At 42.4% G+C, this 21,260-nt stretch carries 29 protein-coding genes; 2 read left to right on the top strand and 27 right to left on the bottom strand.

Annotated features, from left to right (window positions below; translation table 11 throughout):
- Positions 1–216 precede the first annotated feature (216 nt).
- Positions 217–1,722: a phage tail tape measure protein gene (locus DXD68_RS04275; RefSeq protein ID WP_122360388.1), complete on the bottom strand. Its 1,506-nt coding sequence runs from the start codon at positions 1,720–1,722 to the stop codon at positions 217–219.
- A 113-nt stretch (positions 1,723–1,835) separates the two neighbouring features.
- Here DXD68_RS04275 and DXD68_RS04280 point away from each other — a divergent pair, with 113 nt between their 5' ends.
- Positions 1,836–2,129 (top strand): type II toxin-antitoxin system HigB family toxin, encoded by a 294-nt coding sequence (locus tag DXD68_RS04280; RefSeq protein ID WP_010803610.1) that lies wholly within the window; start codon positions 1,836–1,838, stop codon positions 2,127–2,129.
- 12 nt (positions 2,130–2,141) lie between these two features.
- Complete coding sequence (locus tag DXD68_RS04285) at positions 2,142–2,525, top strand: helix-turn-helix domain-containing protein (RefSeq protein ID WP_122360389.1); 384 nt, start codon at positions 2,142–2,144, stop codon at positions 2,523–2,525.
- A 331-nt stretch (positions 2,526–2,856) separates the two neighbouring features.
- Here the strand turns inward: DXD68_RS04285 and DXD68_RS04295 are convergent, their stop codons facing one another.
- From DXD68_RS04295 to DXD68_RS04425, 26 genes are all read right to left on the bottom strand, one after another.
- A complete protein-coding gene (locus DXD68_RS04295) occupies positions 2,857–3,396 on the bottom strand; it encodes a hypothetical protein (protein WP_122360390.1) in 540 nt (179 codons plus the stop codon).
- Between the two features lie 77 nt (positions 3,397–3,473).
- Complete coding sequence (locus tag DXD68_RS04300) at positions 3,474–4,013, bottom strand: hypothetical protein (RefSeq protein WP_122360391.1); 540 nt, start codon at positions 4,011–4,013, stop codon at positions 3,474–3,476.
- A 4-nt stretch (positions 4,014–4,017) separates the two neighbouring features.
- Positions 4,018–4,404 carry a hypothetical protein gene (locus DXD68_RS04305; protein WP_122360392.1) on the bottom strand — a complete coding sequence of 129 codons (387 nt, stop codon included), beginning with the start codon at positions 4,402–4,404 and terminating at the stop codon, positions 4,018–4,020.
- A 1-nt stretch (position 4,405) separates the two neighbouring features.
- Entirely contained in the window at positions 4,406–4,885 is a 480-nt protein-coding gene (locus DXD68_RS04310) for an HK97 gp10 family phage protein (protein WP_122360393.1), read from the bottom strand.
- A 2-nt stretch (positions 4,886–4,887) separates the two neighbouring features.
- Positions 4,888–5,187 carry a hypothetical protein gene (locus tag DXD68_RS04315; protein WP_122360394.1) on the bottom strand — a complete coding sequence of 100 codons (300 nt, stop codon included), beginning with the start codon at positions 5,185–5,187 and terminating at the stop codon, positions 4,888–4,890.
- Positions 5,181–5,519, bottom strand: a complete 339-nt coding sequence (locus DXD68_RS04320; RefSeq protein WP_122360395.1) for a hypothetical protein — start codon at positions 5,517–5,519, stop codon at positions 5,181–5,183. Before DXD68_RS04320 ends, DXD68_RS04315 begins: the two co-directional genes overlap by 7 nt.
- Positions 5,520–5,524: 5 nt before the next feature.
- A complete protein-coding gene (locus DXD68_RS04325; protein ID WP_122360396.1) occupies positions 5,525–6,709 on the bottom strand; it encodes a major capsid protein in 1,185 nt (394 codons plus the stop codon).
- A gap of 18 nt (positions 6,710–6,727) precedes the next feature.
- On the bottom strand, positions 6,728–7,336 hold the full coding sequence (locus tag DXD68_RS04330) for a hypothetical protein (RefSeq protein WP_122360397.1): 609 nt from the start codon (positions 7,334–7,336) through the stop codon (positions 6,728–6,730).
- A gap of 20 nt (positions 7,337–7,356) precedes the next feature.
- Positions 7,357–8,049: a hypothetical protein gene (locus DXD68_RS04335; RefSeq protein WP_122360531.1), complete on the bottom strand. Its 693-nt coding sequence runs from the start codon at positions 8,047–8,049 to the stop codon at positions 7,357–7,359.
- A 610-nt stretch (positions 8,050–8,659) separates the two neighbouring features.
- A complete protein-coding gene (locus DXD68_RS04345; RefSeq protein WP_233576985.1) occupies positions 8,660–9,550 on the bottom strand; it encodes a hypothetical protein in 891 nt (296 codons plus the stop codon).
- The gene (locus tag DXD68_RS04350) at positions 9,547–11,016 is read right to left on the bottom strand and encodes a phage portal protein (protein ID WP_122360399.1); all 1,470 of its coding nucleotides are present in this window, start codon (positions 11,014–11,016) and stop codon (positions 9,547–9,549) included. The genes DXD68_RS04345 and DXD68_RS04350 overlap by 4 nt, the downstream gene beginning before the upstream one ends.
- An 80-nt stretch (positions 11,017–11,096) precedes the next feature.
- Positions 11,097–11,528, bottom strand: coding sequence for a hypothetical protein (locus DXD68_RS04355; RefSeq protein WP_122360400.1), 432 nt, complete (start codon positions 11,526–11,528; stop codon positions 11,097–11,099).
- A gap of 35 nt (positions 11,529–11,563) precedes the next feature.
- Entirely contained in the window at positions 11,564–13,006 is a 1,443-nt protein-coding gene (gene terL, locus DXD68_RS04360) for a phage terminase large subunit (protein ID WP_199715380.1), read from the bottom strand.
- Positions 12,927–13,499: a phBC6A51 family helix-turn-helix protein gene (locus DXD68_RS04365; protein WP_122360402.1), complete on the bottom strand. Its 573-nt coding sequence runs from the start codon at positions 13,497–13,499 to the stop codon at positions 12,927–12,929. Before DXD68_RS04365 ends, terL begins: the two co-directional genes overlap by 80 nt.
- 5 nt (positions 13,500–13,504) lie before the next feature.
- Positions 13,505–13,735, bottom strand: coding sequence for a hypothetical protein (locus DXD68_RS04370; protein WP_122360403.1), 231 nt, complete (start codon positions 13,733–13,735; stop codon positions 13,505–13,507).
- Between the two features lie 34 nt (positions 13,736–13,769).
- Complete coding sequence (locus DXD68_RS24405; protein WP_233576987.1) at positions 13,770–15,197, bottom strand: DNA modification methylase; 1,428 nt, start codon at positions 15,195–15,197, stop codon at positions 13,770–13,772.
- 31 nt (positions 15,198–15,228) lie between these two features.
- Positions 15,229–15,705, bottom strand: coding sequence for a VRR-NUC domain-containing protein (locus tag DXD68_RS04380; RefSeq protein ID WP_122360404.1), 477 nt, complete (start codon positions 15,703–15,705; stop codon positions 15,229–15,231).
- Positions 15,706–15,803: 98 nt separating this feature from the next.
- A complete protein-coding gene (locus DXD68_RS04385; protein ID WP_122360405.1) occupies positions 15,804–16,229 on the bottom strand; it encodes a hypothetical protein in 426 nt (141 codons plus the stop codon).
- 90 nt (positions 16,230–16,319) lie between these two features.
- Entirely contained in the window at positions 16,320–16,544 is a 225-nt protein-coding gene (locus DXD68_RS04390; protein WP_122360406.1) for a hypothetical protein, read from the bottom strand.
- A gap of 19 nt (positions 16,545–16,563) precedes the next feature.
- Positions 16,564–16,848 (bottom strand): DNA translocase FtsK, encoded by a 285-nt coding sequence (locus tag DXD68_RS04395; protein WP_158585854.1) that lies wholly within the window; start codon positions 16,846–16,848, stop codon positions 16,564–16,566.
- A 58-nt stretch (positions 16,849–16,906) separates the two neighbouring features.
- Positions 16,907–17,698 carry a hypothetical protein gene (locus tag DXD68_RS04400; protein ID WP_122360408.1) on the bottom strand — a complete coding sequence of 264 codons (792 nt, stop codon included), beginning with the start codon at positions 17,696–17,698 and terminating at the stop codon, positions 16,907–16,909.
- 24 nt (positions 17,699–17,722) lie between these two features.
- Positions 17,723–18,127 carry a hypothetical protein gene (locus tag DXD68_RS04405; protein ID WP_122360409.1) on the bottom strand — a complete coding sequence of 135 codons (405 nt, stop codon included), beginning with the start codon at positions 18,125–18,127 and terminating at the stop codon, positions 17,723–17,725.
- A 6-nt stretch (positions 18,128–18,133) separates the two neighbouring features.
- The gene (locus DXD68_RS04410) at positions 18,134–18,439 is read right to left on the bottom strand and encodes a hypothetical protein (RefSeq protein ID WP_122360410.1); all 306 of its coding nucleotides are present in this window, start codon (positions 18,437–18,439) and stop codon (positions 18,134–18,136) included.
- 133 nt (positions 18,440–18,572) lie between these two features.
- On the bottom strand, positions 18,573–18,959 hold the full coding sequence (locus DXD68_RS04415) for a DUF6633 family protein (RefSeq protein WP_233576989.1): 387 nt from the start codon (positions 18,957–18,959) through the stop codon (positions 18,573–18,575).
- A gap of 58 nt (positions 18,960–19,017) precedes the next feature.
- Positions 19,018–19,923, bottom strand: coding sequence for a hypothetical protein (locus DXD68_RS04420; protein ID WP_122360412.1), 906 nt, complete (start codon positions 19,921–19,923; stop codon positions 19,018–19,020).
- 1 nt (position 19,924) lies between these two features.
- A complete protein-coding gene (locus DXD68_RS04425; protein ID WP_122360413.1) occupies positions 19,925–21,259 on the bottom strand; it encodes a PcfJ domain-containing protein in 1,335 nt (444 codons plus the stop codon).
- Position 21,260 lies beyond the last annotated feature (1 nt).

Raw genomic sequence — 21,260 nt, forward strand, 5'->3', positions numbered from 1 at the left:
TTTTAATTCGTTCTTGTAAGCTTTTACGCATCTTGGATATCGCTCCGGCTTGTGTTTGTACACCTTCTGTTACAATTTTATCAGTTGCAGTGTTACGTATTTTTAATGCGATCTGTTCTTTCAGAGATGTATTAATTGCTTTATACGCAGCATTAATATCATCTAAACTACTTTCTTCTGTAAGTAGATTCGGAAGGTACTTTCCATATTGAGTATTTATTGTATCAATAATTTTCTTTCAACAGTGCCTTTATTTGCTCTTCCCAAAGCATCAAACAATTGACTCATTGAACGTTCTTCTTTCAAACATTCCGCATTAAATTCAATAATTGTCTCATTTAATTTTTCCTGATTCTTTTGTGCCTGGGTCTGATAGGTCCACAATTTATACAAACCATATCCCAATGCAGCAACGGCTGCCGCCATTAATGCATAAGGATTCTTGAGCATCGAAGCAGTTAATGCATCTGTTTTGCCTTTCAGTACAGAGAGTAATGCTTGCATTTTAGTTAACCCCTGCATGTGAGCTAGAGACGACTGGTAACGAAGATTTTCCACAACCATTGCAGCAGCAACTGAAACCTTATAAGTTCCCCATGCAATAGCAGTCAATTCAAGTAATGTTTTTAACGTTGACAATGAACGCTCCAAATCTCCATTAGCAAAGGCTTCATTGAATGCCTCTGCGACCTCTGACACTTCCTTTAATATAGCCTGCCCCATTGGGCGTAAAGCTGCCTGGATATTATTCGATAATAAAATCATTTGGTTACCAGCTTCATCTTTCATTTTTAGAAAAGCTGCTTCGGTAGCTCCTACGGAGCTTTGCAATTCTTCCAGATCAGACGCAGCGGCTTTTGCGTTTTTACCAGTCAAAGCTAATGTTGCGGCCAAACCTTCATCTGTGCCAAGCATCTCTTTCATTTTTGAGGCAGAACCAGCGGCTTTGTCGTTTATTAATTGTAAAGCATCTTGGAACGTTCGACCTTGAAAAGCGGCATCTCCCAGCTCTTTTGCTGTACCTTGGATGGCTGCTCGCACTTGCGTCATGGCTTGCGAGGTTGGTGTACCCTGCTTGGTTAAAGAGGCTACAGCACCTAGGACTTGATCTATGCTGATACCATAAGCAGCAGCAATAGGAGCTACTTGAGCGATAGATGTTCCTAATTGGGAAAAGTCTGTTTTTCCAAGTCTAACAGTAGTAAATAATTGGTCAGATACTCCTTCTGCTTTATCGGCAGACATTTTATAAGCGTTAAGTATCGTTGTTATAGCATCTGCAGCAGTTGCAGTATCCGTTAAACCTCCAACAGCGGATTTAGCCGACACCTCAAGAACCTTCATTCCGTCCGCCCCATCATGCCCGGCTGAAACAATCTGATATAGTGCTTTTGCTGCTTCAGGAGCCTTAATAGGAATTTCCTGAGTAATCGCCATTACTCGGTTCATAAAGTCGGTCATATTACCTTCTACCTGCGTGGAGATCGTTGCCACTTCCAGCATATTCTTCTGAAATTCCTTTTCAAAATCGTATGAGCTTTTTGCAGCACTGGCAAACGCTGTAGCAGCACTAATTCCAATACCGGAAAAGACATCGAACGATGTAATCTGCCCGGCCATAGCTTTGATTATCCCTATTGCCTCCCGGCGACCAGCGTACAACCCGGAGTTATCGATCCCGGTAGCCATATATAATGCTCCGTCCCTATTTACTATACCCATAGAAATGTTTATAGTAAAATATAATCAGATCAATAAAAATTTCAGACAAATAAACTTCCACATTTGGGAATTGTTTATTATCTTTGCATCAAAGAGAAACAAACAACAGAAATATGAAAATCATTGATTCAGAAAAGCTAGAAAAGTTCATCCGCAAGCACGCTGATGCAGACAAGGCAATCCAGAAATGGATACAAATATGTGAGGCCGCTGATTGGAAAAGCCACTCTGACTTGAAAAATGATTTTCTTTCCGCAGATTATGTAGGTAACAGCCGATATGTATTTAACATCAAAGGTAATAACTACCGGATTGTTGCAGTTGTAACGTTTTTCGCTGGTCGTATGGTTATCCGTTTTATCGGTACTCATCCGGAATATGACAAAATTGATGTAAAAACTATTTAATAAGGAGGGCGTATGATTATTAAAAACGATGCTCAGTATAGAGAATATAAAGAAGCTATGGAAGTAATTATCGCAAAAGGAACTAAACTTGGCGATATGGAACTTTTATCACAGTCGGACAAAAACGAATTTATCCGTCTCACCGATGCGATCCATGAATGGGAAGCTGCTTATCATCCACTGCCCGGTAAAGTCTCCTCACTGATAACAGACGAGATAAAAAAGCAGATGGTAGATAAAAAGATCAAACAAAAAGAAGCTGCAAAAATGCTCGGTATATCAGAGTCCAGGGTAAGCGAATTGTTGAACGGTAAACGTGCGCTTAACCTGAACATCGCAAAACGCTTACGTGATTGTTTCGGAATCCCAGCAGATTTCATCCTAGACAATATCTAATACAAAAGCCCGGCCAACTTCACAGTCCGCCGGGCTTTTTTGCCAAAATTCAAAATTCATCACTATGACAAAACTTCTCTACTCTATTCTAATATATACTATATCGATTTCATTTTCCTGACCTTTTTCTTTTGTCCGGTGTCAAAGTCCGTTACTTCAACCCATTCGCTAGGCTCTGACTCACTCCCTGCTGTACCTTTATCATCCGGGTACAACGCTTTGTTTCGCTCATTCACAAGATAGCCGTGTTCCCTGAGCATGGCCAGGATCAGGACAAAGCTGCTGTCTAGTATTTGATCATGCGTGTAACCGAAAGCCTCATTACAAACGGCTAGGAACATGAAACTACTTTGCGGCTCCGGCTCTTCCAGGTCTCGTTGTTCTTTTGAAGGGCTATTAACTCCTCTTCGCTTAGCGGGCTCACAGCTTCCAGCGCTGTGATAGTACGAGAAAAAGGGTTGCATCCGATCCGGAACAGTATCGCATTAAGAAGAACATACAAATCCTCCCAGGTACAATTATCCTTTAAAACCTCCCGGAACCAGGCCGGCATATTTCCTCTTTTGTTGTGAATGCCGAGGCAGACGATCTCAAAGATTATCTCATCGTACTTTACCATCAGGTCGGCGATCTCATTGTTAAAGCCTGTATCCTTATTGGCTACCAGTATTTCCCGGTCTTGCTTATCAATATGCAGTAAAAGTGGTTTTATCCGGAACCAGGTACGAACCGTAATCGGAGTAATAACGATACTATTCCCTAGCTTTTTCCCTTCTGGTAACAAATCTAACCGGGTAAACTCAAAAGGGATCTTGACCGGCTGACCTGCCGCCACATTACTTTCAATCTGAAGTACTTGTTTAACGCTCATGTTTTTCTTTAAAATATAAAAGCCCGAGGTTATCCCCGAGCTTTTCTTGATTTACGCTTAACTACTGTATTAGCCATTCAGCCCTCAGAAGGAGGAGCCGGAACTGTAACAGGTTTTACCTCACGGCAGTAAGGCGCAGATCGAACACCTGCAGAAGAAACAGGAGTCATAATGGTTGCCTTCACCAGCAATAAATCAGTTTCTTCTTTTCCTGGAGCCTGACTCAAACGACCGGCAATAGAAGCCTTGACGAATACATACTCTGTATACTTACCATTATACGGAGAACTCTGCAATTTAATCGTTTTTATAATTGTAGGTGTTGAAACAGGTGCTTCCCATTTATCTTCAGTTACCGTTCCCCCACAATGAGCCTTAAGCTCTTCTGCAGTAGGAGAAGGAATGGTATATTCGATACTTGAAGGATCCCCCTTCTTTGACACGACCGCCCACGGGTCTTCTCTCCCCATAGCCGTAAAGCTAATTTCTTTAGGTTCTGAGAAGTTGAAAGTCACAGTATCAATTTCGGGATACTGAGTATACTCTGTTCCTGCTACACCATCACCTGGTTCTGCAACTCCTAGATAGTCAATATCTAATGCTAAACTTCTTTCCATATTATTAATCAATTTCCGTAATTACTTCAAATCTTATATTCGTACAATCGAAGCCTTCTTTTGCTTCGCCAAGAGATTCAGACCAGACGATCCGGGATTTCCAATACATGCCGAAAGGAGGTGTTATATTTCGTAGTGCTGACTTAACCTTTTGTACCGCTCCTTTCATTAATTGTCGGGCAGGCATACCGTTCGTTTGCTTCTTTACGAATACGTTGATATTGACCGGTCCTTTATTGACTACATCCGTTTCACTCAATGCAAGCATCCGGATTGTAATATGGTTCTTTGTTTCCCCATCTCCGGAACAATCTTTATACAAGACGAAACCGACTCCGACCGGTTCAACCGTATCGTACACAATATCCACGATATCAAACTGATCTGCCATATCAATATCCTTTCTCCGCTAATTTGTCAAATAACGTTCGACTCTGTTTCTTGATCCAATCCTCTGTATGTTCCGTAGCAACAGAGATAACATCTAGATTGTCAATTGCTTCCACATATTTAGCATAAGGCATAGCGGCTACACCAATCAATACCCACCCTCTCTTATAAAGAGGAATCAGATCCGAAACCAACCGTTTCGCTTCACGCATACCAGGATGACGTTCGGATCCTTTCTCTGATAACTCGTAGTTCTCGGTCAATATATCGCCATCCTTAACGATCACATAGCCGATTGAACTACGAAGGTTACCGGTATGATCCTGATAGTTCCCTTTTTTTCGAGCAATCTTCACGAACTCTTCCCCAGCACGTTGCAATAATTTGTATATCCGTTCTTCCGCCCGATCCACAAAGTAATCGAACAAACGTTCTACCTCCCTATCGCTCCACATAGGAGTCAAACCACCTTTCCTTGCCATAGCTATACATAGATTACGGAATGAGACTGAAATGGCTCCCAGCAGATAATATCGACATCCAAACCGATACTATCAATCCTAATGTGCTTTGCATCCGGCACCGGACGTGACTTTGTAGAGAACTCACCATGCACGATAAACTCTCTACCATCGGCATTCTGCTTCAACTGCTGCCCGCTATTGGAAGGAAAGTATTGCCCAGTGACCTCTATTTCCGTCGGTTCTCCGGCAACCCATTCCCCTTTTACCAATTGTCCAGATTGAATTGTAACTATCGCCGTATGTGAATATCGCTTTACCATCTGTTACGGGTCCTTCCTTTTGGTACCTCAATCTTGTTTCCAATCAGCTCCGCTTTCTCCGGTTCTCCACCTTCCCTATACAGCCGTTTTGCCGTAGCCTCGTACCACGAACGGGGATAGGTAACGGATAGCTTGTTTTCCGTGAAGTCCGGCAGACCGCCGACCATCGAATAGAGGTCGGCTGCCACCAGCTTTTGTTTTTGAATATCGATCGTCTTACTATCTTCTGTACCTTCAAAACCGCGTCCCGGTAAAACGACGTTATCCAAAAACTCCTCACAGTCGGACAGACCGGGATAAGCAAGTATTGTATCTCGAATCGTCTTAGTCATAATTGTTACTCCCCGTCTGTAGTATCCTGAATTGTCTGGTCTTCCGGATCAACGGTTTCGCCCAAGAATGTTGCCGGAATATCGTCTGTACCCTCGGTATCCTCGGAAGCGTTCCAATCTTTACCATCCACCTTCATAATAAACATCGCATCCGGGTCGTTCACGACAGGAATAGCATTCGCCTCCGCTTTTGTCCATTCCTTGAACGGTTCCAGCTCAGACCACTTGGTTACCAATACCCAATCCTGCTTGACCATGAGGGCAATCTTCTGCAAGGTAGCGGAAGACTCGGCTGCAATCGGTCCGTGCTGGATATCTCCGACTTTCAAATCTTCCAGGAAGCATACACGTTTACGTTCCCAGGGATTGATTGTTTTACGACGATGGGCACTGTCTTCGATACGGACTGCTGGATTCACGGTGATAATCTTCACCGGAATCTCCTGTTCGGCCAGATATTCGTTGATGAGATTCTTTGTTACCAATATCTTGGAAGACGAATTAACCCATGCCTTTAACGTGTCGAACGTGGATTTCTGTTTCTTTAGCAAAGAGAAATCAGCCACGTGCATCACTACATAGCGGATCGTCACCCCTTCGGCAGAAGCAGCAACAACCGTATCTTCGATATCCTGCAAGCCGTTGGCAGTTGAAGCGTTGCTCCAATCTACAGAAGATTTACGCTGGTTCTTCTTCGGCATACCACACCCAACAAACTCGGCCGTTACAACACCACCATTATTCTTGGCTGACAGATGGAATCCGGCACGGCTCATAAGTTGCATACACCACCATTCGAAACGGGCACGGACGGAATTATATACAAAATCCTGATCTTTGAAAGCCAGATTCAATAACGCCAACTGGTCCGCGTCGCCCTGCGCGTCACGTTCCAATTGTTTGTACTCGTTGTAATCGCTTTCGTTCATACCACGCTTAACGGCCGTCTTCGGAATATCACCGGACAACTTGCTGATCACCTCGCGCGTCTTCTGCGGAGCGGAAGCGTCGAAAGAGATCACGTCGGCCATTACCGGAGCGCCCTTCTCGCCGGTCAGTGTCTCCCACTTCAACGAAGTCTTTCTTTTTACCCCGAAGAAGTTCGGGAAAACGACCGGTTTCACATGGCGGGTATTCAAACGAGCCGCCATATTCTTTTTATTCACCTGCTTAATTAAACTTCTTTCCATATATCTGATTTTAATGGATTACACAAAACGGATAAACGACATTAATGCCTTCAGGTCCTTATCTACCGGAAACGGCATACAGGATTCGTTTACCGTACCTCTTACCAATAATCCGGACTGCTGGTTGGCTACAGTCAAGTCGACTTTATTCATCGTGACGACCAATTCGCCATCATAAGGCAACTTGGCGGCTTTCGCAGCTTGCTTGTCTTTAGCCTGAACCAATACCAAACCTTTTGCAGCAGCACCTATAGTCGCTTCCAACGTGATCGTATCGAAATTCGCATTGCTCTTATCAATAGCCGTGATTTTATCGGATGCGCCTGTCAACGATCCACCAACCGTAACGAAGTCACCCACACCGAACAGATGGTTCTTAGCCACCTTATACGCTGTCGCATCGGCTGCAGCAGCTTCCGAAACCGTAGCCGTCTTCAATACATGAAACAGCCCTGTTTCCGGATCTTTTACTACAATTACAATCGGAGGCAGTTCGTCCAACGCCTTGCCATTGAACAAAGCATTCTGCAAATCCCGACGGTCAATCGTACCGCCACCAATCACATCCTCAATAATCTTTTCAATTCCGGGAGGATACTGGAATTCTCTTTCTCTTTTTCTGTACATAACGTTACACTTTACTTGGATTATTCAATACCCAGGTTTACCACACCGGGATTATTCGTATTACTGTCGACATCCTGATCCATCAGCTTCGCCCAATCCGCTTCGGAACGCTCCGGAAGATCCACGGAACCGGGAGCATAATCACCACGAGCCACAGCATCATCAATAGCCTTTTGCTGGATTCCGGTATATTCTTCGGACAGCACCTTAATCTGGTCCTCGATGGACGTTTCAGAAGCCAAATCCACACGTCCCAGCCAGTTATCCGGAAGATTGGCATCTTTCAACTGCTTACGAACTGCTTCTTTCTTAGCCTCGTTTGTCGAGTTTGTAATAGAGTCACCCACCTTCTTGGCCATATCATCGACGCTCTTCTTCATACTTTCCAGATAAGCTCTGACTTCCGGACTAAGACCCTTCAACAACTCTTCTTCCGTTTTCTTATCCTTGTCCTTATCCGGATCTTCTACCGGTTTACCGTCCTTCAATCCATGTTTAGCTTCGTATGCAGCGACAGCAGCGGTTTCAGCCGTATTTTTCGCTTCGTTTTCCGCTTCCTGGATTGCCGGAAGAACATTATCTTTGAATAGATCGACATAAGCCTCCAATCCTTCAGCCTTTTCTATTTTGAACGTCTTCTGAATACGTTCCGCATACTTTTCGGACACGCCTTTTGTCTTACATGCCGCCTTGATTAAATCTAAAATTGTCATAACCGTTTTCTGTTTAAAATATAAGTGAGGGAAAGTTTTTTCTTGCAAAATCCAAAATAAGTACTCATCTTTGTGGCGTTCAACGACCAAGGAACAATGTTTTATCATATGAATTTTCCGTGTAGGATTTTTTATGCCCGTATCCCAAGTATAAAGATATTAGGCTGTCAAAATCCCTACTACGTTACCTATACGTATAATTCGTATAAAACGTGTTCCTTGGTCGGAATGGGAGGCTGACAGCCTTTTTTGTATCTTATAATTTCATTAGTAAAAATGACCAAGGAACATGAAATTACAAGCGGTATGAACAATAGTAATACCACAAGTACGTCCACCCACGAAACGGGTAAGTACTCCACACCAGAACTACAAGCTGCATTCAATACCGGCCGAGAGATAGGAAGAACCGAAGGAATGCTATACTACATCAAGCACACTTCTGAGAATATGCAAAAGGAGGCAGAGAAATTAAATTCGAAACTACAGGCACAAAAAGCGAAAGTATAATAGAGATATTACGTGGCAATTGAGTAAACAATTTAGAGGGCATCGGGTGTATTCTGTAAATTGCCACTTTACTACAGAATCCCCGTTGCCCTCATTTTCTTTAATGAAGCAACCATTCAGCGAACTCCTCATGATCCATCATAACGGGCGTAGCTATGCAAATGCAAAACGGATGCCATCCGGTAAACTTGAAGTTTTTCGGGTACTGACCAGTCTTGCCATCACATACAGGACATGGACCGTGATTTGAAGGAGAACGTTCTACTTCTATTCCGGTCACAAAGTCCATATTTTGCCAACGTTCGTAATCGGCAGTTCGAAACGCTTTATTTGTTTCCGTTGCTGCTAGTCGAAGGGTATTTTTGTAAGACGAGCGATAAACACCCTGCCCCGGATGATAGTCTTTCATTGGCTGGGATAGAACCAGCTTCCCATTCGCATCCCTTACCCGTCGGAAACGACGGTTGGGTTCGTTTAGCAATTGCCGTATATCTTGGCTGATCAACGCTGCCGGACGGCCGGAGGACAGACCCGAAGAAAGATAATATTCCAGATTATCCATAGTTCCATCCGTTATATCCCAGACACGGGAGGATATAGTTTTGCCAAATTCATCTTTACGCTTCAACAGGGTATTCAGCGCATCGGCATTTCGGGAAAACAACTTTTCCCTTAGCGTAGTGGATATAGCCATATCCTTGATATAACCTGTTACAAGCTCATCAGCTTTCTTATTCCCCAAATTCCATACATCGGTCGCCGTATTGGATATATTGCTGACTAACTGACTATGCAAATCATCCAACAGCCGTTCGATTTGCTTCTCTATGGCAGCATTACCTATCCACACCCGGTCGCCACCATGATCCGACCATTTAACCAAAAGAGGCCCAACCCTACGGACAAACTCGTCAAACGAATATTTGATACAGCCTTGCTGCCGGAACAAACGTTGTAGGAACTGTTGTTCATGAAACGATAGTTCTTTCATTCTCCATATCCCATTGTTAAGCCGATCATATTATTTCGCTGCACTGCTGTATCCTCTTCTTTCTCCAGCAGCTTCATTTCTTCCTCCAAATCTTCTGTTAATGGAGAACGGGCAGTGACTGTCCGCTGAGCGTTGATAGGCTTACCGCCATTAGCGATGGATAAGGTTTGCAGGGTTTCAGCCAAATCATCCGGAAGTATAGAGCCAAATTCCACATCAATCAAGTTGTTTACCAGCTGGGGACGATACTTGATATTGGTTATATTGCAAATCCCGGCAAGCACGACCGAAATACAACGCTGAACTACCGGCCCGAATACCTCCATATTATCACTAGCCTTAATAGTGGCATCCATCAACATAAATTTGCGGGCAACACCGGACAAATCACCAATACCTTTCAAGTTATCAAAAGAAAGGTCGGGAGTAGATGTGCCTGAATACTGCTCATTTTTCGTTTCTTCCAGCTCCTTATCAACAGACGGCTGGGAGCCGGTCCATGTCAAATAATCCGCATCACCATGGTATTCCTTACCGGTCACCTCGTCGACCTTAATAGGAAAGTTGATGTCTTTACCGGTTGTCTCCTTGGATGGTAAATCTGAATCTCCGTACGACTTCAAAATCGGCTCGGCAAAATAATCGTTAGTATCGGCCATACGGGACAAGCGCATTTCCCGCGCATCCATAATGCCGGCCACTTCATCCCATTCAGGCTGGAATACATCTGCATACACGACCGGAATCTTACCAAATAGGTTTGGAACCTCTTTTATAACCCAGCCGCCCATCTCATCAATAGCTGTTATAATCTTATCGGCTGTCCAGATAGTGCAACTATTCCGGAGCATACCATTAGAATTTACCTGGTAACGATGAATGAAAGCATCCAAATCGTCGTTATCGTCAAAGTGAGGATAAAACTCGGAAAAGGTATTTGCATTACGGGGAACAGAAAGCGTCTTTACCTTTAGCTCTGTAACCAGCTTTCCATCCAGTCCTTTTGATATATAAGGATAAAATACAAGGGCGGCCTTACTCTCGGAAAGTACCTTTCTGGCAAATGATTTTAAGACAGACTGCATCTTCAGCTTGCGTTCCCAAACACGTTTGAACTCCTGAAAGCCATCGTTCTGTTCTGTACCTGTAATAGTCATCTTCCCTCCAAATAGGAAGGCTGTGGACGTTCGAACTTCCTTCTTCGGGAAATTGGTAACAATGCGTGCAACATCAACAATCTTATCCTCCAGGCGCAAAGGATTTCCTTTATCATCCAGCAGTGTGTCTGAATAAACAGCTAATCGCTTAGGTTCACGCCAGCCAACAGAGGTTTTACGACGACGACGCTCACCGTGATATTCATTGTAGTATTCCCTTGTGTCACGGTATTCAATGGCATCAACGCAGAGAGAGCTAACCACCTGACCGAAGTCGTCATTTGCTAAAATTTCGCTTATACTGGGCATAATCGTTTATGCTAAAATATAAGCATAAAAAAAGCGTGGCCTTAAAAATGACCACGCTTTTTTTATTTATTCTTACTCATCTAACCCTTCTTTTTTCTTTCCTCTTCCGTTTGTAATTCTTCTCCAACTAAGTCAAAATACAAATTTTGAAATTGATGTAAATACTTTATTGAATTCGTCATAGGCAAAATAATAAAACCATTAGGGGCAATATCTGTTACATAAAGAAGCATAAAAACACCATTATCTTTACCTATCCCCAATCCTAATTTATCTAAGATCTGTGTAGAATAATATTTTTGCCCTATCAAAGTGAAACCATAATCCAACAGTATGTTTTCATCAAGAGGAATAGGTTCTATAAAATGAATATCGCACGGATTTCCTTTAACATCGTCTAAACTTAAAAAAGCAGGTTGAATACAAAATACTTTTTTCCTTTCTTTTTTTAATGTTCTATTATCGGTTTTATAAACATAATTACCGATTCTTACTTCTCTAGTATCTATCATAATATTTTGATTTAATAATTTACAAAAATAATATATTATCTGGATCTAGCAACCTGTCTAGTCCTATTACTTTGGCACAGACCGATAAATTCAACATTTTCAGCAAGGATAGTCATACCATCGGGTGCATCATCATGTTTATTGCCACCCTCTTTCTTGTAGCTGGTTAGAGCTTTCATAAACCGGTCATAGTCCGAACCTTTCTTATACTCGCCTTCTTCCAGGAAATAGCAATGCTTCTTGATCCAACCAGATTTCAGCAAGATACGGGTTTCTTTATTGGCTGTGGTCGGCTTTGCCTGGATAATACATTTCTCGTTCTTTGCCTTTACAGCCTTGCGGACATTCAGGGCGAACAGACGGCCACCGTTATTGCTTTCGATACGCATATTGTCGCAGCGGGTGTCAAGAATCAAGGAAACTAACTTCGGTTCAGTAATCTCGACATTGTCTTTCGTAAACAGGACATCAGTAATGAAATACTTTGTACCGAATACTTTGGCAATCGGTGCACAAAAATCGTCGTCTCCTTCGTCGGCCACGTCTGTCGCACCAATGACGCCGTCCGGCTGTTTGCCCTCAATATCCGCCAGCTTGAATCGATTGAGCTCTGATTTAGGAAATAACAATCCTATTGCCTCGATCGGCTCCTGCATATACTCAGCACACCAAATCATGTCCTCTGTTTCTTCCCGTAGTTCTCGGTAATATTCCGTCGTATGTACGTCCTCGCAGAATGATTCGTCGTTTTCATCTAAGGCAGAGATACGAATAATCTCGTCATACTTCCCCACCTCTTCCATACGGCCGAGCACATCTGTAGCCGACCAGCGAGTACCAATATCAATAGAACAACAGTTCCCCTCGATACGGGAATCGTGCGTTCCCTGTTTCCAGCTCCAGACTTTTTCATTGTTGGTGTCAGATAAGGCATCTTCCAAACTCTTGTACAAGTCGTCGGTCATGGCAAGCATGGATGCACCGAAACCGATCACCGTACCTCCAACACCAGCACCGAAGTAACTTACCTGCCGGGCAGCGTCCAGACTCCAACCATGGACGTTTTGCTTATCACCACGTAGCTTTACATCGGGAAATACTTCTTTAAATCTGGAAGACCGGACAATATCGCGCGTATCATAGGAAAGCTTATTGTACAGAGTATCGGAGCAGCAGTTACGCATAACCGATTCCTCCGGGAAGTGCCCCAGCATCCAGGCAATGAAAAGTGACGAAATGTAAGACTTTCCGGCACGAGGTGGCATACTCACGGCGAGCCGATAAATCGTTTTGTCAGAATAAGACTTATATACACGCGTGAAGGCATCGGCTACCTGTTTTAGAAAAAGTCGATTTGCAAAGAATTTCGGATCATAATACAAGCAGTATGACCAAAAATCATTTTTCGCCTTCCGGCGTCTTAGCACATCCGCTGCTTCCGCCATCAACAACAATATTTCTCTTCTGTTTTTCTCCATTGATAAAATCCTCTAATTGTTCGTCTGTCATTCCTTCAAACTTACTAACAGGCGTATTACTATTAAAATTAGTATCCTGTCTATTCTTCCAACGTTCCGGATTTCCATTTGTCAGAGTAAAAATGATCGCAGCAGTATCTGGTTGTATATGCTTCTTAACTATCGTTTTTTCTTTAATCTTTGGTTTCTGCTTCTCTTTACCTGTTTCATCAATGATCGGTTTCCCACTATCTACATATACTGTTTTCGACTCTTCAACATCATACCCTTGAATTTTCTTCAAAAGGGATTTCTGTGCTTCTGCAACAAAGAACTGCATACGGTCATCTTCTGCCTTTTTTATAGAGTCGGAAAAGTCGGATTTTGTTTTTATCCAAGTATGGTATGTATCTTTGTGAATACCGACCAAATCGCAGATTTCGGCAATAGTATAGCTATCCTCCCGGATGAGAGAACAAATCCGATCAACTAAACTTTTACTATACTTTGCCATTTACTTTACTCCTCCTTATCTTCCTTGCTGAACTTGAACATGGAGTCCGCCATATCAAGACAGTTCTCCAATTCATTCACTATAGCTTTCAACTCAATGTACTTGCGCTTGTCTACCGTTGTAGATAGACTCTCTACCCCATTCATCTTTATTTCCAGTTCCGCAAGTTGCTGACGCTTACGCTCCAATCTCTTAGACAATACATCTCTATAAATCATACACAGTTTTATTTTCATGGCGAATCTCCTTTTTTGTTATTCGCCAAAGTTATCACTCATCCTTGAATAAATCATCATCCGAAAAGTCAAGTTCGGGAAAATTTTCCTTTATTTTACTCGGATCACCTTTGTAGAACACAAGCACATTTTGGTGCTGCTTACCAATCTTCCGGCTATTACTAAATTGCTTCCCGGCTCTCATTGCCAGGCTGCCTATGTTATTAACCAATATCATTTCATTGTAATAATGCAACCCCGCTTCCTGGAACGCGGCAATCGTATCAGGAACAAAGCTTCGGTACACGCCACTCTTATCGCGAACCTCTCCTACGACAAACACGGCGAATCGATCAGGCTTCAACAGAGAACAACTCTTCATGATGATTTCTTTATACGCTTGCAAGAACTCAGGATAATCCATCGTCGATAGGTCTGCCGGATCATCACTGTACACTTCCAGATCGGCATACGGAGGACAGCTAAAAACCAAGTCAGCCTCGTAACCTTCAGCCAGGGTATCTATCTCTACACTATCTCCACAAATCCACAGGGGTGCGAACTTATGACCACCTCTCCCGTCGAACTCTTCCCCTAATACCTCTGCAGCATTTTTACAGTTGGCTTCGACCTGCTCCGGCCTTAGATCAATACCATAATAAGTCATATCCAACATAGAAGCAACAATGCCACGAACGGAGCCACCGGCAAACGGATCCAGGATATTACCATTCGATACATTAAACCACCGGTAAGCCAGCTCACATAGTACCGGGTCAAAGATCGACGTTCCGTCCATAAACGGGATACCATGATCCTGGCAGTACTTCTGTAATTCATCCCACGAAGGATCAACTCCTGTTTTTTCTCGAATCAAGTTCCGGGCTTCGTAAACACGTGGCGGCTGAGCGGATCGATTAAATGTGATTTCCTTCTCCCGACCATCATCGCTCTTAATACCTAGATCAAGCCAAGCGCGTTTCCGCTCCTGCCAGGAACCGAGTTTAGAATCAAGTACAGAGAAAGGCGGAATAATGAAACGTTCTTTCAAGCTGCCAATACGCCCCTTGTCCGGCTTTACATCATCAACGGAGATATCATCAATATTCAAATCATCCACCTTAAACTCCCAAGCATCCAGCTCGTCGGCACCGAAATCTTCCACGATTGCGTCAAAGTCAAAAACTGACGTATCAGATGTGTAGTTGTCGGCCAGGGCAAGCGCCTTTCGCCGGGCATCTTCTGTCGACAGGTCGGTACGCTTGATTGCGATCAACTCCGTTCCATCCGACTCTATGATGCGAACTTTCAATCCGAGTGCTTGCGCCTGTTCGTATACACCGTTCCCGGCAATCAAGCAATCATCATTATCAAACAATATTGAACGACCAGCTCCACATTCTTCGAGGCTCTTCCGAATCAGACGTTTGTTCTTATCCGTGTGAATACGATAGTTTCGGGGATCATACTTTAATTCTGCCATACTTTTATTCTAATATATAATAGGGGAAATTCTATGAACCAAGATACTGCTGCATCACCCGAATAGCTTGCTCAACGCTCCGGACAATTACATATTTGCTCCCAGCGAGCTCTACCTGGCGCTGGTATTCTTTCTGTTCGGCTGACTGTTTGCCTGTTGACGTTTTGAACTCAAGACAAAGGGATGCATACCCTTTTTTCGGGATCTGCAGGATTACGTCGGCTACGCCACGTTTAACACCTTGGCACTTCATGTTTTTCGCCTCAATCTTGTTCCGGCTGCCACCGTTCGGCACTGCGAAAAGAAGCCGGTCCGGAAGAGAGGGAAAGAACAAAGGTACTTTATTGAAGAACTCAGTCTGAATCCGGGCTTCCTCATTGTCGTGGTGCCTTTTTTGCTTAGGAGGGTTCTTTTTATCAGAGTAGCAGTTATAGCAGACATATCCACCTTCGGTCTCGATCACAGATACCGTTTCTCGGCCACACACAATACATTTCTGCTTTTTCATATCTTAGTTTTACATAAGATATATAAATCCGTAAAAGAGTACTAGATAAATCAGGACTAACGATTAATATCTAATGTTAGTCCTGACTTTGTAGCCCTTCAAAGTTTCTGATCAAGTATTTTGTTTACTTTAATACCACCAAGGTTACCTGATTCTAAAGTTATACTATTGTAAACATTGTTCCAGTTTTCGTTTACAGCCAAGAAGTGAAGTAATTCCCGGTATATTTGATAAGTATTACCAATCAGCCTCTTACGAACATCATCATCTTGATTACCACCATCATATCCATAAGAGGCGTTACGACCAAGCTCAGGATAAACAATCCTTTTGATAGCATACAAATGTTCTTCTATTTTATCTCTTTTTTCACAACTATCATCGTGCCGAGCAAGAAGGGATGAAATAGTATTTCGCAACTCCGGCTGGCCGGCAGCAAACCGGCTAATATCTTCAAGACAGTTTGCTATTAGCAGAAGCTGTTCTCTATTTACTGTGATTTGATATAAATTTTCCTGCTTCATATATTCACTTATTGCGTGATTTGAGCTATTTCCAGTTGTTCGGAAAAAACGAACAACTACTATCAAGATTAATCGGGATTTCCGATTAATCTATTCCTCAAAAATTTTATCTACATCTTCATCGTCCATCTCCTCAATATCTTTTTCTTCTGGCTGATAATACACCGCCGTATTGGTATTCTCCCAGTCCTCTTCATAAATATTACTATCGCCCGCTTCGATGGCTAATGCTTTTGCTTCTTCCTTGCTGTTTGCTTTAACAAATACACCTATACATCGATGTACTGTTACTTCGTATATTTTCTTGTCGTCCATAAATTCAGTTCTTTTTAAATTAGATCCATTCTCTATTGTCCCAGCTAGGATCAGATAATCTTTGTTCACCCAACTCCATATCGGATAAGCGTTCCTCAAGAGAATCAATGTCCTTAATCAGTACATCACGCGGAGCAGCACCTTTAAACTTCCCTACGATACCAGCTTCTTCCAATTGGTTCACTATCCTTCCAGCGCGATTATATCCAATTCTGAATTTGCGCTGTATTAATGATGTGTTAGACATTTGTCTTTGAACTACTAAAATTGCAGCAGCTTGGAAATAGTTATCATATTCAGTCATTTCTTTGTACGGTTGCCTATACACCATAAGGTTCAATTATTTTTATGTTTGAGCCTTGTTAGGCTACATCGTTAATACTAATTTCTCCTTTCAAAACTCGCTCTACCTGCCTGTCGATTATCTCCTGAAACTCAATCTGGCAGATAAGAGTACAGTCCGGTATAATCTCTTCAACTGGGTCACCGCGCCATGTAGGTAGCTCGTCCAGGAAGATACGTCCGTCTTTATCTTTGAGGCATGTTGCACCAACATCACGCTCAATCTGTGCCATCTGAACAAACACTTCCGGAAAGTCCTTTCGTATCTTGTTCCAGTACCCCATTCCTCCTTTCACGCAACCTATGCAGTTATTATTGTTGTATCCCATCGAATACATGACCGGTTGTTTAATCCCTGCTTTCCAAAGCATACCAAGCGCTTCCGGTTTCGTTATCTCCCGCTCTATAAGCGGGAACAACGGTTTCGTTTCCGGATATTGCTGCTTTAGTCGAATTGCCCGGTTAATTTCTTTCGGGTCGAAGTCGAAGCCCCAGACCTGGCCGTCCCAACTGCCAAGTTCTTTCTCTAACTTGTAGCGGACTTTCTTCTTTAGTTCAAGAGTGCAAGCCGCACCATGGGCACTGTTTATCCAGCCTTTCCGAAGCACATCGGCCACACAACTATATTTATCGCTTCGGATAATGTGGATTGGCTGACCATACCAATGTTCACAGTCTGAAAGAAAACGAGCGTTATCCGGATGCCCGGAGCCAGTCTCTATATAATAAACTTGCACATCATTGTACAAGCTCAATGCTATTTTACAAGCAACAGCGGACGTTGCTCCGCAAGAAAACCATGCAATTACCATAACTCAGTTCTTTTTAGGTTTGAATTACATTACATCTCTATAGTTTTCCGGCTCCCAATTATCAGTATTGCAATTGAAGCAATACCCCGTTTTAGGGTTTGTTTCATGCGAATGAGATCCGCATGTTTCGCACCAATAGCGCTTATCAATGTCCGGTTCCAGTTCTTTATTCTCCTTTCTTGTCTTTTGGATTCGTTCTGTGAGGATATCTGTTAAAGCAGGATTATCGAAAGCTCTACCATCATGCATTAATATGATTTCATCAATACTGTTATATCCGTATCTATTCCAGCAAATCTTCTTAACGATCTCCTGTTTTGACTCCACGTCCAAGCCAGGAACTATTTCATCTAAAATGTCGGCAACGGAATTTTTATACGCTTGGTCTGCATCAGAGACAAGCTTGGTTAATCTGTCAATTTTGTTCATCTTTTTTTAGATTATAGCTGTTGAAAAATCAGGTGTATCATTTATATTGAGACTGTTTTCAATATCCACACCACACCAATCTTCTGGATCGCCTCTCTTTTCACCGTCTACAGACACATAACCAACACCCTCTATCATGTATTCTGTTCCGAATGCTGTAATATACCATGCTATTTGGCGTAGCATATCTTCTTCACTTGCACCGTCCTCTATCGCTTCACGATAAGTTTCAAGTGAATCTTTAAACTCTTCCGATTCTGGATCGTACTTCATACTAATGGTCGCGCTGACCTCTATATCTATTTGTTTCATGATTTTTTAAATTTACGCATAATGGAATACAAGGCTCTTAAATCTTTATTAGCTCTTTCCAGGTAATCTTCATCTTCCGCCCCTTCCATATTACCTTCAATTTCACAAATTATAGTTTCTTATTTTTTAATATTTACACCTTGTATTTACGTTCAAAATCATACTTTTTGAAATCATGTTCAGCAGCCTCTAACAAAGAAGAAGTTCGCTCACCTCGTGAATCTTTAAACCGTTCTGCCTCCTGGGTACTCGTATCGCAGGCCGTTGTCATTCGGTCATTGGTATATTGATTTAACCACTCAAAGATGACCTGCCCGTCGATCCGGTCAAAGACCTTGCCGTAATACCCTTTCTTCGCACGAGTAAAACATAGCTTGAAATCATCTGGCTTCAAGAAATAAAATTCCTCGATAATCAAATCAGCCGTCTGAGCAGCTTGAGTATCTTTCATCGTCTTTCCAACATTGAAAAACATAACTAAATCAATGATTATGTTTACCATAAATGCCCGAAGTTTCATTTCTCCGAAATTTTTGTTCATTACAGCAATGGAACAACTCGGAGATTGAAATACATCATTAACCGTTTTCGGGTGTAGGGCATTGTAATATGGCATCGGCAAGGCTCCTAAGATGCTCAAGGCTTGCTCTGTTGTTTTCGGCATTAGTTCTACCGGCAAGACTCCTGTTGTCGGGTCTATGCTGGCCAGGAGCTGTAATGCTTGTTGTTTGTCCATTTTGATATTTTTCTAAGTCACGTTTTGCCCATTTACGAAACGTGAGATTCGCACTAACATATTTTTTCAAAAGCTCTCGATAGTTATGCATCGAGACAAGAGTATCCTGGATTAGCTGAAGGGGAAAATCCTTCCTTATCCGCTCGAATTGTTCCTCGGTAAATGGCTCCTTAAGTTTTGCCACATTCGGAGCATTATCAGCAATCCATTGTATGAACTTTTCAAAATTCTCATTTTTCGGTTTCTCCGGCTTCGGGTCGGGGTCGTGCGTGCTCGCACGCGTATCTCCCTCCTCTCCTTTACAATCCTCTCCTCTCCTTTCCTCTACAGCAGGAGTATAATCGAATATTTCCGATTGTTCGAGATCATTCGCGAATGTTCCCGGATTACTTTGATTCTTGCCGGAAAGAACGTTTTCTATTACTTCTGCCGGAATTTTTGACTTTTGCGGTTTGTCAATGCGCTCACTGGAAAAGTCCATCACGTAGTAGCTCTTGTTTTCGTATTTAAGAGGTACAAGGATAGAGTTCTCAATCAGTTCTTGCAGCCACCCAGAAACCTGCTGCTTACGAATATCTTCGCGGGCAGGAAAAACTTTCGACTTAATGATAGTTTCATTAGCAAGAATGACACCGCTATCATCAGCAAAGTTCTTCATGCCTATATAAAGCAGACAAGCCGGAAGAGATACGTTCGAAAACCTTTCATCTTCCCAAAACTCCGGTATGATCGTTCTTATTCTTGGCATTTTATGCAATCATTTTCTGACGAATCAGGTTCATATTCTTCTTCACTAGTTTTACTATATGGTCGTGATACTCGCTTACACCATTGCAGACAGCACGGGACTGAACAATATCCATCGTTTCCAAGTTTACCTCTATTGTCTCAATACGCTTTCCATCGGTATCCTTAGCTGACAGTATCAAACATTCCGGTTTATTGTAATACCCGTTTTGATACACGCAATGATGCATGGCTTTGCCTTCCTGATAAAATTGAGTAATACTCTCCAACGGGCAAATGACAATGTTACCATCTGTGATTTTCATCCCGAAGAACTTTTCCATCCGTTCATAGAAACTGGCTATATCCTTCATGAGTTTTTCACGCTTACGGATAGCATTTATACGATCCCTTTCCTGTCTCTGTTTGGCTTCTATTGCCGTTTTCTTTATCATGAGCCTATCATGTGCAACTTTCAGGTTCTTTGGACAGACATAATAAGCATTACGCATATCCTTACCGAAATAAGACAGTAAACATATGTAGTCTTCCCACATGGACGCATCCTTGATAACATAATGGTTGCGGTTGCAAATATTGAATGAAGGCTTATAACGAAGCTGATAGGTACCAATCTTATACATGTGCTTCAACATGGATATTTGCCCGGTTTTGAGACAGAGTTCTACATCATTGCTTCCCTCCAAAAGGTTACGTATCAATTTCGATGGAGCAACATCTGGAAACCGTCGATTAAGTCCCCGCTTTTTCAATTCCAGAAGCAACTCTTTCCTTGGGTATAATTCTCCATGTATCGCATATAAATCACCATGATAATTCCAGTAACTACTACCGTATTCACTTTTAATACTGAGAGGGTCACTATATATCCATCCATTACCTCCCATATTTATCGATCGAGCCATGATAGTACGTTTTCCGTCTTTTCTAATCCACTCCTGAACAATTTCAATAAACATATAACTCACCGAAGAGGCTCCCTTTCGAGCATTTTTCCAACATAGTATATGTCGAACCACTTGAAATCCGCATTTCACTTGTAAGACAGACATACATACCTCTTCATGGCTCTTTTGTTTTCGACTAACCTTTATATTCAATCGATGATGGCAATAAGGACATTCAGTTTTGTCACCCAAGATAGTTACACCCAATTCGCTATTACTTGTATCTACCCATGTCTTACCGCATTCAGAACACCATAGTTCATTTTTACACTTGTAAGCCAGATGTTCAAATACATATTCTTTCGCCCACTCTTTCTGAATATCCGTTATAGCAGGAAGTTTACCGCTTAGCTCTACAACCAGCCTTTCCAACTTATTCCTCGGCTTCATA

This window comes from Parabacteroides sp. TM07-1AC, assembly GCF_003480915.1.
Taxonomy (GTDB): Bacteria; Bacteroidota; Bacteroidia; order Bacteroidales; family Tannerellaceae; genus Parabacteroides; species Parabacteroides chongii.